A 14,398-nucleotide genomic window follows, 5' to 3' on the forward strand; every position below is an offset into this window, starting at 1 on the left:
GGCCGCCTCAGCGAGGTGCGGGGCCGGCGGTGGATCCGCGTGACAGTTCGGTGTCGAGCATTTCGACCGTTGCGACGCCGGAGTGCGACGGAGACATCAGCAGGGCGCCGGCACGCCGACCCTTGTCCTCCTGAGGCTGCCGCACGGTGGTAATTCCCTCGCGGAGCGCTTCGCCGACGCCGTCGAATCCGGTGATCGACAGTTGGCCGGGAACGTCGATTCCTTGCCAGCGCGCCCAGTCCACGGCGCCGAGCGCCAGCACGTCGGTGGTACAGACGAGGGCGGTGATGTTCGGATTCGCGCCGAGCGCTTGGGCGGCGGCCGCGTGACCGGATCGTCCGGTGTGCTCGAAACGCTCGACCACGGTGAGCGACTCCGGGTTCAGGCCCGCATCGGACATCGCGTCACGAACTCCACCGATGCGCTCGCGCTGAACATGGAAATTCGGCGAGCGCAACCGTTCCGCGTCGGCGATCCCATCCGAGCGGTCGCGGCCCAACCGCATGCTGAGCACCCCGAAGTCGCGGTGCCCGAGCCCGATGAGGTAGTCGGTGAGCGCCCGCATCGCGGCCCGATCGTCGATTCCCACGAGTGATGCTCCCGGTATCTCCCGGGGCTGATCGCAGATGACGACGGGAAGGTGCCTCTCGCACACCGCCGCGAGGTACGGATCGTCGTCCGCCACCGAGTAGACGACGAACCCGTCGACACCGGCCTGCTGCACGACGGCCGCGGCGTCGGCGTCGTCACGCCCCGGCCCGGCCGGGATGAGAAGCAGGCCCTGCCCCGCCGACTCACACGACTCGGCGAGCCCGGACAGGAAGCTCATCGCCGCCGGGTCACGGAAGGAATAGCTGAGCGCCTCGGTCAGCAGGAGCCCCACAGCACCCGCCTTACGTGTTCGCAATGAACGAGCCACCGGATCCGGCCCCGGATAGCCACGGCGTTTCGCGGCTTGCAGTACCCGGTCGCGGAGTTCCGCGGAAAGTTGGTCGGGCCTGTTGTAGGCGTTGGACACCGTCGTGCGGGAGATATTGAGCTCGGCCGCGAGCGACGCCAGCGTGGCTTGGCGGCGCGGCTGTCGAGACCTGGGCATAGGGGGACGTTAGTACCCGAAGTGTTCGACGGTTCGGCGGGGCTCGGCCGAAAGTGCACTACCAGGGACGTATCCGCTAAAGTGCAACGGTAACGGTTTCCAATAGCATTTAGCTCGTCTTCTGTCAGGAGTTTTTCTGTGCGCGCTTCCTCAGGCTTTCGTGTCGCAACGGCCGCCGTCGGGCTGTCCTTCGCCGCTGCCCTCACCCTCACTGCGTGCAGCTCCGACACGTCGAGCAACGGCGCCTTGACGGTCGTCGCGTCGACGAACGTGTGGGGCAGCGTCGCGCAGGCGGTTGCCGGCGACAAGGTCGAGGTGAGCTCGATCATCACCGAGCCGTCCTCGGATCCGCACTCTTTCGAGGCGAGCCCCACCGACGCCGCCAAGCTCACCGACGCGTCCCTCATCGTCTACAACGGCGGCGGATACGACCACTTCGTCGATGACATCATCAACACCGGCAACGGCGACCAGCTCTCGGTCAACGCATTCGAACTCTTCGGAGCCGGTGCACACGCAGGCGAGCCCGCGCACGAGGGTGAAGAGGCCGGACACGAAGGCGAAGAGGCCGGGCACGAAGGCGACGTCCACGAACACGGCGAGGTGAACGAGCACGTCTGGTACGACGTCGCGACCGTCGACGCGACCGCACATGCCATCGCGGAGAAGCTCGGCCAACTCGACCCCGACAACGCCGACGTCTACACGGCGAACGCCGAAACCTTCCACGGCCGGCTCGCGGAGATCACTGCCGTCACCGACGGCATCGCGGCCGCGCACAAGGACGCGCCGATCGCCCAGACCGAGCCCATCGCGCATTACCTCGTCGAGTCGGCGGAACTGAACGACGTCACCCCCGCCGACTTCACCAGTGCCATCGAGAACGGCAACGATCCCGCACCCGCCGCTATCGCAGCCACGCGCCAGTTGATCACCGACAAGCAGGTGAAGGCGGTCGTCTACAACACCCAGACACAGGACAAGGTCACCGAGGACGTGCGTGCCACCGCGGAGGCCGCAGGCGTCCCCGTCGTCGAGGTAACCGAAACCCTGCCCGAGGGGTTGGACTACATTCAGTGGCAGACCAACACCGCCCAGGCCCTCGCCAAGGCGCTGCAATAGAACTGATCGGCTTGTGACGGAACTCTCTTCGACGAACACCGAACACAGCAGTCGCATCCCCGCAGTCGAACTGACGGGGGCGCGACTGTCTTTCGGCGAACGCACTTTGTGGCAGCATCTCGATCTCACCGTCGAGCCCGGCGAGTTCGTCGCCGTTCTCGGACCCAACGGCTCCGGCAAGACGTCACTGCTCAAGGTGCTGCTCGGGCAGCTGGGCCTCGATTCCGGGACCGCGAGGATCGCGGGATCACCGGCCCGAGCCGGAAACTCGAACGTCGGGTACATCCCGCAGCAGAAGTCGCTCGACGACGGGCTTCCCCTCCGGGGACGTGACCTCGTCGGTCTCGGTGTCGACGGCCACCGGTGGGGAACCGGGCTGCTGCGCCGGGGGCATCGCCGGGAGATCGTGGACGCAGCGATCGCCGAGGTCGGTGCCGAAAGTTACGCCGACGCACCCGTCGGTTCGCTGTCCGGCGGCGAGCAGCAGCGGTTGCGGATCGCTCAGGCACTCGTCGGAGATCCGCAGATACTGCTGTGCGACGAACCTCTCCTCAGCTTGGACCTGGCCAATCAGAGTCTCGTGTCGAGCCTCATCGATCGGCGGCGACGCACGCACGACACCGCGGTGTTGTTCGTCACCCACGAGATCAATCCCATTCTGCCGCTGGTCGACCGGGTGCTGTACCTCGTCGACGGCCAATTCCGAATCGGCACACCCGACCAGGTGATGACCTCCGAGGTGCTGTCCGAGCTGTATCGCACCGAAGTCGAGGTCCTGCACGTGCGGGGACGTCTCATCGTGATCGGCACCGGCGACGCCATCGACGCACTCGGCAGCGCCGGCGGACTTCGCCCCGGCGAAGGTGTGCATCACACGTGCGAGGAACACGCATGAGCAACAAGTTCACCGATGCGATGTCGCACCTGTTCGATGTCTCCGCCACCATCGACCTCTTGCAGTACGACTTCGTCCAGCAGGCATTGATCGCCGGCGCCATCCTCGGTTTGCTGGCAGGCGTCATCGGGCCTCTGATCGTGAGCAGGCAGATGTCGTTCGCGGTTCACGGGACCAGCGAGCTGTCGCTGACCGGTGCGTCGGCCGCACTGCTCGTCGGTATCAGTGTGGGTGCAGGCGCCATCGTCGGTTCCGTCGTGGCTGCGATCTTGTTCGGCTTACTCGGAGCGAAGGCACGCGACCGCGACTCGGTGATCGGCGTGATCATGGCCTTCGGTCTCGGACTGTCCGTGCTGTTCATTTGGTCGTACGAAGGCCGCACCGGCACGAGCTTCTCTTTGCTGATCGGTCAGATCGTGGCGCCCGGAAACAGTGGGCTTGCGCTGCTGCTGCTCTGCGCTGTCGTGGTCATCGGGGTTCTCGCCCTCATCTACCGGCCTCTACTGTTCGCCAGCACGGACCCCGACGTCGCCGAGGCGCGCGGGGTGCCGGTGCGTGCACTGTCGATCGTGTTCGCCGTGCTCGTGGGTATCACCGCGGCCCTCGGCGTGCAGATCGTCGGGGCGCTGCTCGTGATGGCTCTGCTCATCACGCCCGCGGCGGCTGCAGCCTTCGTCACGGCGAGCCCGGTGAAAGCGACGATTCTGTCGATCGTCTTCGCGGAACTCGCGGCCGTGGGCGGCATCCTGCTGTCCCTGGCCCCCGGAGTCCCCGTCTCGAGTTTCGTGACGACGATCTCCTTCGTGATTTACCTGATCTGCCGCCTCGGCGGCTCCAGGCGTCGGAAGAACACGGGACGCATCGCCGCGCACACGCACTGAGCCCCCACTCCCCGCACCTCGACGGCCGAATCAGCCCTCACAGGTCGACAAGTGGCGGCTCAGTACAGGATGCGGCCTACAAGTGGTCGGGGAAATACGGCGCCAGCGTCGTCGCCACCTTCGTCGCCTGATCACACGCAGCGTCGACGGTCGTGAAATCCTCCAACTCGCTGTACCCGATCATGAACTCGAGAATCCCCGGCTCGATCGCCACCGACACCGTGCACGCACTCCCACCACGAAAGTCCGACACCAGCGCAGGGCGGCCGCCAATCGTCGTCTCACTCAGGACGGTGAAGCGGTCGTCAGCCCCTACCTCGGCGGTCGTTTCTGAACGTGCCGCGATAGTGATCCCATACTCCGGCAGGTTCGAGAGATAACCGCAACCTAGCGAAGTCGGATTGTCATGGTCACGGCGGTCTGGCGGCCGAACGTCGAGGCCCATACTGCCAATCACTTCGACCGGGAATCCGTCACACGGATGAAATCCGATCTCGGTGGGTGGTAGAGGACTCGGATCGCCGTCGGTTGTCGGTGAGCAGCCCGCAGCCAAAAAGGCCGAGAAGACGCTTAGCACAATCTGCGCAAGCCGCAGCCGCCGCTTCACAGCCCCGCACCTGTAGAACCGAGGTCAGCCGCGAGCGTGGCATCTTGCTCCCGGTATCGGACCAACACCGCTTCGAACATTGAGCGCATATCTTTCGCGTAAGCCTGATGCGCCAGAAAGAGACCGACTGCGGTATTGGAGAACGCAATGACGTCTCCCCCACCTGTTGCTTTCTCGTCGAATTTGCGCGCGAGTTCCTTCGCGGAGTCGATGTCATTTTCGCCAATTCCGAGCGCAGTGGCGCGCAGTTCATCACGTGCACGATCCGCGAGGATCCGCATATCTTCAGCATGCGCCTGACACAGCTTGATGCACTGCTCGATGCCGGCTGGGTCGAGTTCGAGCCTGCCGCCCCCGACTACGTTCTCGGTGAAAGCCTTCCATCCGGCTTCCGGTGCGTCCGGACCAGCCATGTTCGTGTCCCCCTTGGTTGTCGTCCCCACCCTGCACGTCGTGGCAAATCTACCAACCGCGGGCGGTCGTCGAGCCTGCTCGCTGGGTGGTACCGACTCGGATCAAGGTGTCGAGCGCCGATACGAGTTCGCGAGGTCCTGCCGGGTTGGCTGCGCCGGGATCGTGTGGGCCGATGACATAGCGTCCGTCGCCCGCGATGTCGATCCAGTGCAGAACTCCGATGTCCCTGCCGGCGCCGTACCGGGGACCGCGGAAGACGCGGATCTTGCCGCGGCCCGCGTATCCCTTCTGCAGGGCGGTTTCGAGTCGGGCGGGGGCGACCCGATTGACGTCTTGCAAGATTCCTTGTGAGAGGTGGGTACCGTCGTCGTCGCGCCGCTGGAATCGGCGGCGGCCGGCGGCGTTCGGTGGGATGAGGCAGATCAGCTGGGCGCCCAGTTGCCCCGCCACACCGGTCCCGATCACCACGTCGCCACCGACCTGCGGTGCCCGGCCGGGGAGTTGTGTCGCGATCACCGACCATTGTCGGTGCTGCGCGCCGATGATTCGGATCGGCGCCTCGTCGGCGGTGGAACCGGAGATTTCGACATACACGTCGGGTCCGGCAAGCATCTCCAACGCCGTCCGCACATCGTCGTGCTCTGCTCCCCCGAATGCTTCTCGTATCCGGTTCTGCTCTGCGACATATGCATTGAGCCCGGCGTGCGAGCTGACGATCCGAAACGGGTAGGGCATGCGGTCCTGCCCGGTACCGGACCACAGTGCGTCGAAAAGCTCCGGTCGCAGCTGCCAATTGCGCATGCTCATGCACCGATCACCGGCGGTGACACGAGGGGCAGCTTGCCGATCAACTCGTTGCCGTTGTCGAGTGTGATCAGGTAGTCGGGGGTCTTGTGCTCCTTGTCCTCGCCGGTGCCCCTGGCTCCTCCAGCTCCCCCGCCCATCATTCCGGCGCCCATCGGCCCGGTTCCACGCATACCGGAACCGGCGCGCCCGCCGCCTGTAACCCCCGCGACACCTGGTTTTCCACCGGCTCCCGCGACCGAACCCGATCGTCCACCGCCCGCGCTACTGCCGCCCAGTCCGCCGGACCCGAACCCGAGAGCGCCACCCGAGCCACCGCCGCCCACACCACCTGCTCGCGAGCCACCGCCAGAGGACGAATCGACACTGTGCGGCATACCCGTCCGGCTCTGCGCCTGATCACCCGTCGCGGAGGCCGGGGCCGTCGTGGCCGGTGCTGTGGCCGTTTTCGGCGCGGTTGCCGTGTTCTGCTCAGTGCCATCTGCGGTGGGTGCGCTGTCCGCAGCGGTGAATTCGCCGGCGGGAGCCTCGCCGGAAAGCGGCTGCACTGCGCTCGGCCCACCGATCCGATCGCTCGAATTCGGGGCACTGCCCACGTGGTCGACACCGGGACCGGCCGGGCCCGAGGGGACGTCGACCCTGCTCTCCGGTTTCGTGAACTCGGGAACGGAGCTGTCCGAGGTGGCGAGGCCCGGGTTGTAGACGGTGGCCATCGCGTCCCGCGCTTCACCTTCGCGGCGGTAGACCTCGTCTTCCGTATCGGTATCCCACGGTGTCAGCTTGTCCCAGAGCCCGGTTCCCACCGTCTGAGGCACTCTGCCGCGAAGAGCCGTGACGGTGTCGATGAGCGGAGTCAGCGCGCCCGCAACACCGTGTAGTTGGTCGCGCGCCTCAGGTGCGGAGCCGGCGTAACGCTCCGTCTCGGCGTACGCCGCAGATGCCGCGGCGCCCTGCCAACTCTCGCGGATCTGCATCTTGACGGCGTCGCTGAAGGCGACGATGGTTTCGCCTGCTGCCGAACCCAATTCGGTCCATGCCCGGGCGACGGCACTGATCTGATTTCCGTCCATGCCGGCGACGGCGTTCGCGATGCGTGCGTGATCCCATCCGTCGGAGTGAAAATTCTCCGGGTCTTTGATGTACTCCGGATCAGCCACGAGTCCCCTCCCGATCAACGCACTGTCGAACACACTTATTTGTTTCGACGCAGCAGGACCCACATCGGTTCCACCCGCCCCCGCCAGAGAATCTACAAGACGGGGGCGAGAACCCTAGTATCGAATATGTGCCGGCCATCGATCTGAACAGTGATCTCGGCGAGAGTTTCGGGGCGTGGACTCTCGGCGACGACCTCGCGATGTTGAAACTCGTAACCAGTGCGAACGTGGCGTGCGGTTTCCATGCCGGTGACCCCACGACGCTACTGTCCACGTGCAGATCGGCGGCCGACCTGACCGTGCGTATCGGCGCGCAGGTCGGTTACCACGATCTCGCCGGCTTCGGACGAAGATTCATCGACGTCGCACCACGCGACCTCACCGCCGACGTCGTCTATCAGATCGGCGCCCTCGACGGGCTCGCGCAGGTGTGCGGTTCGGCGGTGGCGTATGTGAAGCCGCACGGCGCGCTGTACAACGCGATCGTCCATCATCGTGAGCAGGCGCGCGCGGTGGTCGCCGCAATACGTGCCTACGACGACACTCTCCCGGTCCTCGGCCTGCCCGGTTCGGTGTTCTTGGAGGAAGCGGAGACCGCTGGCCTGCGGACCGTCGCCGAGGCCTTTGCCGACCGTGCCTACACACCCGAGGGCACGCTGGTACCGCGCACGACAGCTGGGTCCGTCCTTCACGATCCGGCGGTCGTTGCCGAGCGGGTACGCCGGTTGGCGCTCGACTCCACGCTCGAAGCCGTCGACGGCACCCTGCTGGCGATCGCACCCGAATCCGTCTGCGTACACGGCGACACCCCCGCGGCCGTGGAGATGGCCGCGTCCATCCGGCAGTTGCTCGATGCCGAGGGCATCACAGTGGAACCGTTCGTCTGATGCGGGTACTCGACGTCGGAGATGCTGCGGTCCTCGCCGAGTTCGAAGACCTCGACACCGTCCTCGCCCATTTCCGTGCCCTCGACGAGGCCAGGCCGCCGGGGGTCGGCGAGATCGTTCCGGCCGCCCGCACCATCCTCGTCAGATTCGATCGTGCCGCAACGAGCCGCGACCGCGTCGTCCGATGGTTGCGAACCACCGAACCGCGAACGGGCGCACCCGAGGACACGTCGGAGCACATACAGATCGGCGTCCGCTACGACGGGCCCGACCTCGAGGAGGTGGCCGAGCTGACCGGCCTCGGGGTCGACGGGGTGATCGAGGCGCATACCGGCACACCCTGGACGGTGGCCTTCTCGGGGTTCGCGCCGGGATTCGGCTACCTCACCGGAGGTGCGCCGGGATTACACGTTCCGCGGCGATCCACGCCGCGAACATCCGTTCCGGCCGGTGCTGTCGGCCTCGCCGGTGAGTTCACGGGAATCTATCCGCGAAGCTCACCCGGCGGGTGGCAGCTCATCGGCAGCACGGACGAACGTATCTGGGATGCTCAGCGGACTCCCCCAGCGCTCCTGAGGCCCGGCGTCGTTGTGCGCTTCGCGCCCGTGAGTACTTCTTAACCACCCCATGTTTGTGCTGTCTACGTTGATGTGAGACACGGGTGTCTACGTAGATGCGAGACAGATTTTAGACGGGTTGAAGTTGTCCTTGGTAGCGCTTGGTGTGGTCGAGGTGTAGGTGTCCGATCAGGTTGCCGTCGGCGGTGTAGGCGGTGACGTGGTCGTCGTCGCGCAGCAGGGTGATGGTCTGCCCGGCTCTGCGCCGGCCGACGCTCAGGCGGGTGTGGGAGTCGACGCACACGGTGCCGGCGGAGGAGACGATCAGGGCGTGCACGGTGGCGTCGTGTTGGATCGGAAGTGCTTGTGGCCCACCGAGGAGCGGCGCGTTCTGCCAGGCCTGCAGCGGCGGCATCTTGACCGCACTGTGCGGGCGGTCGGTGTTGTAGAACCGCTGGTAGGTGTCGCAGAGCTGCTGCAGTTCGATCAGAGTGGTCGGTTGGGTGGGGTGTGTGGCCAACCATTGCTTGAAGGTGCGGTGGTGGCGTTCGACCTTCCCGCAGGTCTGCGGGTGGTACGGGGTGGAGTGGATCAGCCGGGCCCCGGCCCGCTCCACGACCCGGGTGAAGCCCGAGGTGCCGCCCCTGGTGCGGCGGGAGGTGAACGCGCTGCCGTTGTCGGCGAGCACCAGTGCCGGGACGCCGAAGTCGGTGAACGCGGCGGTGATCGCCGCGATCGCCCCGGCGGCGGTCTCGGCGTCCGCGACCCGGGTGGCGACCAGGGTGCGGGTGCAGTCGTCGAGGACCTCGAAGACGGTGGCCTTGGCCCCGGTCGCCAACCGGAGTTCGGTGGCGTCGATCTGATAGCAGTCGCGGGGTTTGCGGTAGCAGAACCGGCGGTAGGACGATTTCGGGCGTTTCTTCGGCTCGGGGATCACCAGGTGGTAGCGGGAGAGGATCTTGTTGATCGTGGCCCGGGACGGGATGGTCCAGCCCTGCTCGGACCAGTGTTGCTTCTCGGCGACCGCGTTCAGGTGGTAGGCGATGGTGTCGGCGCCGCGCTCGTGATGGGGCAGGTTCAGGCGAAGCCGCACGATCTCGGCCTCCACCTCCCACGCGGTGGCGTGCGGGCAGGAAGAGGGCCGGCGGGACCGGGCGGTCCACCGGCCGTCCTCCTCGATCCGTTTCTTGTGCCGGTAGGCGGTGGCGCGGGAGATCCCGTGGTCGGTGCACCAGCGGGCGAAGTTCCCGTCGAACATGTCGGCGCCGGTGGTCTGGGAGACCACCAGCAGGGCGTGTAGCAGTTCCATGACGGCTTCCGTTCCGGTCATGAACCAAGTCCACGACCAGTCAGGTGCCTCACACCTCAATCGACAGCAGCGTGTCTCACATCTGGGTGGACATCATCTGTCTCACATGTCCCCAGACTCAACAAACCACCCCATGTTAATAAGTACTCACGGGGGGTGGTGGTGCGAGACAATCGGCCCATGGCTTGGCTCGAGGTTGTGCGCACCGGACCCTTCACCACCGTGCAGGATCGGGGCAGGCCCGGATACGCCTCGGTGGGAGTCGGTGAGTCCGGCGCTGCCGACCGCGTCGCCCACGACTGCGCAAACCGGCTCGTAGGCAACAGGTCCGGGGCCGCCACTCTGGAAATCACACTGGGCGGCCTCGCCGTGCGCGTCGCGGGCACCGTGTCGGTTGCGGTCACCGGTGCGCGGGCGCCCGTCACCGTCAACTCGCGACCGCAGCCCGACTACACGATGCTGCACCTCGAGTCCGGTGATCTGCTCGAGGTGGCGTACGCGTCGGAAGGTTTACGTAGCTACCTCGCGGTGCGCGGGGGTGTCGACGTTCCGCCGGTGATGGGCAGCCGCTCGAGAGACACGCTGTCGGATCTCGGCCCGGACCCGGTGGCCGAGGGTGATCGAATCCTCGTCGGAGCGGATTGCACCGACTGGCCTGCCGACGAATTCGCGCCCCCGCCCGCAGCTCCCGAGAATCCGTTGATGATGCGGGTTCGACTGGGACCCCGCGACGACTGGTTCACCAAGGCATCGGTCGACGCGCTCCTGCGGGAGACCTGGACGGTGAGCTCCGACACCAACCGCGTGGGCGCACGCCTCTCCGGGCCGGGACCTCTGCATCGAGCGATTACCCGTGAACTGCCCAGTGAAGCGATGGTGGCTGGAGCCTTGCAGGTGCCGCCCGACGGCCGGCCGATCCTGTTCCTCGCCGATCATCCCGTCACGGGTGGGTATCCCGTGATCGCGGTCGTGGTCGAGGACGACCTGCCGATGGCCGCACAATTGCGCCCCGGCCACCGAATGCGATTCCACCGGATGGTCGCGCCGACGATCCCGCGATGACCCTCACGAGGGTCACAAAGATACGGCGGCCGGAGCCCAAGACACTTCGGTGCTCGCGATCCGGCTAGCTCCGGCGGCGACGCGCGATGTCGGCGAGTACGACGCCTGCGGCGACGGAGGCGTTGAGCGACTCGACGGGCCCGGCCATGGGAATGCTCAGGATTGCGTCGCAGTTCTCCCGAACCAGACGCGACAGGCCCTTACCCTCCGAGCCGACCACGACCACGACGGGACCGCTGCCGTCGAAGTCGTCGAGAGTGGTGTCACCGCCCGCGTCGAGACCGACGACCTGAACACCCTTGGATGCCCAATCCTTCAGCGTACGAGTCAGATTGGTGGCACGGGCGATCGGCAGCCGGGCCGCCGCTCCCGCACTCGTCCGCCAGGCCACCGCGGTCACCGCTGCGCTACGGCGCTCCGGGATGACCACACCGTGTCCGCCGAACGCAGCCACCGATCGAACGACGGCACCGAGGTTGCGCGGATCGGTGATGTTGTCGAGGGCCACGAGCAACGGCGCCTCTTGATGCTTACGGGCCTCCGCGAGGAGATCGTCGGGGTGCGCATAACGGTACGGCGGCACCTGCAGCGCGATTCCCTGGTGCAGGCCGTTGGCGCTGAGCCGGTCGAGATCGGTTCGCGGCACCTCGAGGATGGAAATGCCGGCGTCGGCCGCCCGCTGCACCGATTCCTTCAGACGGTCGTCGCTCTCGGTCCCGACCGCGACATACAGTGCGGTCGCCGGGACACCGGCGCGCAGGCACTCGACGACCGGATTACGGCCCAGCACGGTTTCGGGTCCGTCGAGGACCTTGCGTCCGGCGGTCTGCCTGCCGCGACCCGGCTGCTTCTCGGCCTCACGACTGGCCCTGGCTGCCCGCTTGGCCGCGGGATGTTTGGTGCGGGCCTCGGCGGGCGGAGTGGCGCCCCGCCCCTCGAGTCCCCTGCGGCGCTGGCCACCGGAACCGGCGACCTGCCCCTTCTTCGTACCCGATTTGCGGACGGCTCCGCGCCTGCTCGAATTTCCAGCCATTACTACTGTCCTGCCTTGAGAGACCACTCGGGCCCGTTGGGGGTATCGGTGACCTCGATGCCCGCCCGGATGAGGCGGTCACGCACCTCGTCGGCCACAGCCCAGTTCTTCTCGGCCCGGGCACTCTGCCTGCGCTCGAGTTCGGCCCGGACCAGTACGTCCAGGGCGTCGGTCGCCGCGGACGCATCCACGGTGTCCTGAGTCCAGTGCGGATCGAGGGGGTCCACACCGAGAATTCCCATCATGGCCCGCACCTGCGACGCGATCTCGCGGGCACCCTCGAGGTCTCCACCTTCGAGAGCGATGTTGCCCTCACGCACACGGCCGTGTACGTCGGCGAGCGCGGCCGGGACAGCGAGATCGTCGTCGAGAGCACGACCGAACGCCTCCGTCCAACGACCGACGGGGACCTCACCGGCACGCTCACAGGTCCGGTTCACGAATGATTCGACCCGGCGGAATGCCGCGGCCCCCTCGTCGAGAGCGGTGTCGGAGTACTCGAGCATCGACCGGTAGTGGGCGCTGCCGAGGTAGTACCGAAGTTCCTGCGGCCGAACCTTTTTCAGCACGTTCGGCACGGAGAGCACATTGCCGAGCGACTTCGACATCTTCTCGCCACCCATGGTGACCCAGCCGTTGTGCAACCAGTACTGCGCGAAACCGTCGCCGGCGCACTTGGCCTGTGCGATCTCGTTCTCGTGGTGCGGGAAGACGAGGTCGAGTCCGCCGCAGTGAATATCGAACTCGGCACCGAGATAGAACTCGGCCATTGCCGAGCACTCGAGGTGCCATCCCGGGCGGCCACGACCCCACGGCGTCGGCCACGACGGCTCACCGGGCTTGGCCGCTTTCCACAGCGTGAAGTCACGGGGATCCCGCTTGCATTCGCCGGCACTCTCGCCTTGGTGCACGTCGTCGAGCTTGTGCCCGGACAGGCTGCCGTAGCTCGCGTAGCTGCGCACGTCGAAGTAGACGTCACCCCCCGAGGCGTACGCGTGACCGTTGTCGATCAGTCGCTGCATCATCTCGACCATTTGGGTGACGTGCCCGGTGGCCCGTGGCTCGATCGACGGTGGAAGGACACCGAGCTGCTGATACGCCCGGGTGAAGGATCGCTCGAATGTGGCGGCCCATTCCCACCAGGGGCGCCCGGCTTCGGCGGCCTTGTTCAGAATCTTGTCGTCGATATCGGTGACATTGCGCACGAACGCCACGTCGAGGTCGTGGGCGAGCAACCAGCGTCGCAGTACGTCGAAGGCGACGCCACTGCGCACATGCCCGATATGGGGGTCGCCCTGCACCGTGGCTCCACACAGATACACCGATGCGTGTCCAGGGGCCAGCGGAACGAAGTCACGCATGGCCCGCGTCTCGGTGTCGAATAGGCGCAGGGTCACGACCAGCGATCTTACCTGGCGCTTTGAGTGGGGATGACCAACGCGGTGGCCACCGCGGCGATCCCCTCGCCCCGCCCGGTGAGTCCGAGACCGTCCGTGGTGGTCGCGGACACCGAAACCGGTGCGCCCAGAATGTCACTCAACACCTTTTGCGCTTCGTCTCTGCGCGGGCCGATCTTCGGCCGATTCCCGATCACCTGGACGGCGGCATTGGCGACACCGAATTCTTCCTCGCCGAGGAGTCGTCGCACCTCGGCGAGCATTGCGGCGCCGCTCACTCCCGACCATTCCGGCCTGCCTGTGCCGAAAACCGAACCCAGGTCCCCGAGTCCCGCGGCCGACAGCAATGCGTCACACAGTGCGTGGACCGCGACATCGCCGTCCGAGTGACCGGCGCACCCGTCCTCGCCCTCGAACAGAAGACCGGCCATCCAGCACGGCCGTCCCTGCTCGATCGGATGGACGTCCGTACCGATGCCGACGCGCACTAGTTCGCTCCCTCTTCCACCAGCGCGCGGGCCAGCACGAGATCCAGCGGTGTGGTGATTTTGAATGCTGTGGGTTCTCCGACGATGCTGCGAACCTGCTCACCCAGGCGCTCCACCAAGCCGGCATCGTCGGTCGCGATGCCGTCCGCGGCGGCGTAGGCACGCCGGAGCAGTGGTGCGACGAAGCCCTGTGGCGTCTGGACCGCCCGCAGTTCGGAGCGTTCGGGTGTTCCGGTCACCGCCCCGAGAACGTCGACGGTCTTGATCGTGTCCGTCACCGGGAGGACGGGGATGACGGCGCTGCGCCCGCAGCGCAGTTCCGCAACGACCCGGGCAATGAGCGACGGGGGCGTGAGCGCACGCGCAGCATCGTGGACCAGCACGTATTCTGCGTCGTCCGCGACAGCGAGGCCCGCGCGCACCGAATCTGTCCGTTCGCTGCCGCCGGGCACGACGACGACTCCATCAGGCAGAGTGCCGCGCGTGGAATCGACGAGCTCTTCCGGCACGATCACGACGACGCGGTCGACAGCCCCCGACTGGAGGAGCCCGTCGACCGCGCGTACAAGCATGGTCTTCCCACCGAGATCAACGAATGCCTTGGGCGTCATCTCGCCCAGACGCACTCCCTGACCAGCGGCGGGAACCAGCGCGACTACAGGACCTCGGTCTTCGGTCACTGCGACGTC

The 14,398-nt window shown here is 66.6% G+C and carries 16 protein-coding genes; 6 read left to right on the top strand and 10 right to left on the bottom strand.

The window, feature by feature from the left end:
* Positions 1–7: 7 nt before the first annotated feature.
* Positions 8–1,096 (bottom strand): LacI family DNA-binding transcriptional regulator, encoded by a 1,089-nt coding sequence (locus JQT59_RS35150; RefSeq protein WP_213574281.1) that lies wholly within the window; start codon positions 1,094–1,096, stop codon positions 8–10.
* 138 nt (positions 1,097–1,234) lie between these two features.
* On the opposite strand from JQT59_RS35150, the gene JQT59_RS35155 reads away from it, so the two are divergent.
* From JQT59_RS35155 to JQT59_RS35165, 3 genes are read left to right on the top strand one after another with little or no spacing between them, the layout of a single operon-like run.
* Positions 1,235–2,218, top strand: coding sequence for a metal ABC transporter solute-binding protein, Zn/Mn family (locus JQT59_RS35155; RefSeq protein WP_213574283.1), 984 nt, complete (start codon positions 1,235–1,237; stop codon positions 2,216–2,218).
* Positions 2,219–2,231: 13 nt separating this feature from the next.
* Entirely contained in the window at positions 2,232–3,113 is an 882-nt protein-coding gene (locus tag JQT59_RS35160; RefSeq protein ID WP_249354068.1) for a metal ABC transporter ATP-binding protein, read from the top strand.
* Complete coding sequence (locus JQT59_RS35165; RefSeq protein WP_213574285.1) at positions 3,110–3,994, top strand: metal ABC transporter permease; 885 nt, start codon at positions 3,110–3,112, stop codon at positions 3,992–3,994. The genes JQT59_RS35160 and JQT59_RS35165 overlap by 4 nt, the downstream gene beginning before the upstream one ends.
* A 76-nt stretch (positions 3,995–4,070) precedes the next feature.
* On the opposite strand, the gene JQT59_RS35170 is transcribed toward JQT59_RS35165, so the two are convergent.
* Genes JQT59_RS35170 through JQT59_RS35185 form a run of 4 tightly spaced genes read right to left on the bottom strand, consistent with a single transcriptional unit; the run spans position 4,071 to position 6,976 of the window.
* The gene (locus JQT59_RS35170; protein ID WP_213574287.1) at positions 4,071–4,601 is read right to left on the bottom strand and encodes a DUF3558 domain-containing protein; all 531 of its coding nucleotides are present in this window, start codon (positions 4,599–4,601) and stop codon (positions 4,071–4,073) included.
* Positions 4,598–5,014 (bottom strand): hypothetical protein, encoded by a 417-nt coding sequence (locus tag JQT59_RS35175; RefSeq protein ID WP_213574289.1) that lies wholly within the window; start codon positions 5,012–5,014, stop codon positions 4,598–4,600. The genes JQT59_RS35170 and JQT59_RS35175 overlap by 4 nt, the downstream gene beginning before the upstream one ends.
* 49 nt (positions 5,015–5,063) lie before the next feature.
* Positions 5,064–5,822: an ESX secretion-associated protein EspG gene (locus JQT59_RS35180; protein WP_213574291.1), complete on the bottom strand. Its 759-nt coding sequence runs from the start codon at positions 5,820–5,822 to the stop codon at positions 5,064–5,066.
* Complete coding sequence (locus JQT59_RS35185) at positions 5,819–6,976, bottom strand: hypothetical protein (RefSeq protein ID WP_213574293.1); 1,158 nt, start codon at positions 6,974–6,976, stop codon at positions 5,819–5,821. The genes JQT59_RS35180 and JQT59_RS35185 overlap by 4 nt, the downstream gene beginning before the upstream one ends.
* A gap of 128 nt (positions 6,977–7,104) precedes the next feature.
* On the opposite strand from JQT59_RS35185, the gene JQT59_RS35190 reads away from it, so the two are divergent.
* Both JQT59_RS35190 and pxpB read left to right on the top strand, forming a co-directional pair.
* A complete protein-coding gene (locus tag JQT59_RS35190; protein WP_213574295.1) occupies positions 7,105–7,863 on the top strand; it encodes a LamB/YcsF family protein in 759 nt (252 codons plus the stop codon).
* Positions 7,863–8,483, top strand: a complete 621-nt coding sequence (pxpB, locus tag JQT59_RS35195; RefSeq protein WP_213574297.1) for a 5-oxoprolinase subunit PxpB — start codon at positions 7,863–7,865, stop codon at positions 8,481–8,483. The genes JQT59_RS35190 and pxpB overlap by 1 nt, the downstream gene beginning before the upstream one ends.
* A 67-nt stretch (positions 8,484–8,550) precedes the next feature.
* On the opposite strand, the gene JQT59_RS35200 is transcribed toward pxpB, so the two are convergent.
* On the bottom strand, positions 8,551–9,750 hold the full coding sequence (locus JQT59_RS35200; RefSeq protein WP_249354070.1) for a DDE-type integrase/transposase/recombinase: 1,200 nt from the start codon (positions 9,748–9,750) through the stop codon (positions 8,551–8,553).
* Between the two features lie 159 nt (positions 9,751–9,909).
* On the opposite strand from JQT59_RS35200, the gene JQT59_RS35205 reads away from it, so the two are divergent.
* Positions 9,910–10,791 (top strand): 5-oxoprolinase subunit C family protein, encoded by an 882-nt coding sequence (locus JQT59_RS35205; protein WP_159919050.1) that lies wholly within the window; start codon positions 9,910–9,912, stop codon positions 10,789–10,791.
* Between the two features lie 64 nt (positions 10,792–10,855).
* Here JQT59_RS35205 and rlmB read toward each other — a convergent pair whose 3' ends face one another.
* From rlmB to ispD, 4 genes are read right to left on the bottom strand one after another with little or no spacing between them, the layout of a single operon-like run.
* A complete protein-coding gene (gene rlmB / locus JQT59_RS35210; protein WP_109326520.1) occupies positions 10,856–11,824 on the bottom strand; it encodes a 23S rRNA (guanosine(2251)-2'-O)-methyltransferase RlmB in 969 nt (322 codons plus the stop codon).
* Between the two features lie 2 nt (positions 11,825–11,826).
* Positions 11,827–13,221 (bottom strand): cysteine--tRNA ligase, encoded by a 1,395-nt coding sequence (gene cysS, locus JQT59_RS35215; RefSeq protein WP_213574299.1) that lies wholly within the window; start codon positions 13,219–13,221, stop codon positions 11,827–11,829.
* An 11-nt stretch (positions 13,222–13,232) separates the two neighbouring features.
* Positions 13,233–13,709, bottom strand: a complete 477-nt coding sequence (ispF, locus tag JQT59_RS35220; RefSeq protein ID WP_159919049.1) for a 2-C-methyl-D-erythritol 2,4-cyclodiphosphate synthase — start codon at positions 13,707–13,709, stop codon at positions 13,233–13,235.
* Complete coding sequence (gene ispD, locus JQT59_RS35225; RefSeq protein WP_213574301.1) at positions 13,709–14,389, bottom strand: 2-C-methyl-D-erythritol 4-phosphate cytidylyltransferase; 681 nt, start codon at positions 14,387–14,389, stop codon at positions 13,709–13,711. Before ispD ends, ispF begins: the two co-directional genes overlap by 1 nt.
* Between the last annotated feature and the right edge of the window lie 9 nt (positions 14,390–14,398).

Origin of the sequence: Rhodococcus sp. USK13 (assembly GCF_018343855.1) — a bacterium.
Lineage (GTDB): Bacteria > Actinomycetota > Actinomycetes > Mycobacteriales > Mycobacteriaceae > Rhodococcus_F > Rhodococcus_F oxybenzonivorans.

Excerpts from the sequence above, each read along its gene's own strand:
- JQT59_RS35150 (WP_213574281.1), bottom strand. The coding sequence starts at position 1,096 with ATGCCCAGGTCTCGACAGCCGCGCCGCCAAGCCACGCTGGCGTCGCTC.
- JQT59_RS35165 (WP_213574285.1), top strand. The coding sequence starts at position 3,110 with ATGAGCAACAAGTTCACCGATGCGATGTCGCACCTGTTCGATGTCTCC.
- JQT59_RS35175 (WP_213574289.1), bottom strand. The coding sequence starts at position 5,014 with ATGGCTGGTCCGGACGCACCGGAAGCCGGATGGAAGGCTTTCACCGAG.
- JQT59_RS35180 (WP_213574291.1), bottom strand. The coding sequence starts at position 5,822 with ATGAGCATGCGCAATTGGCAGCTGCGACCGGAGCTTTTCGACGCACTG.
- pxpB (WP_213574297.1), top strand. The coding sequence starts at position 7,863 with ATGCGGGTACTCGACGTCGGAGATGCTGCGGTCCTCGCCGAGTTCGAA.
- JQT59_RS35200 (WP_249354070.1), bottom strand. The coding sequence starts at position 9,750 with ATGACCGGAACGGAAGCCGTCATGGAACTGCTACACGCCCTGCTGGTG.
- JQT59_RS35205 (WP_159919050.1), top strand. The coding sequence starts at position 9,910 with ATGGCTTGGCTCGAGGTTGTGCGCACCGGACCCTTCACCACCGTGCAG.
- rlmB (WP_109326520.1), bottom strand. The coding sequence starts at position 11,824 with ATGGCTGGAAATTCGAGCAGGCGCGGAGCCGTCCGCAAATCGGGTACG.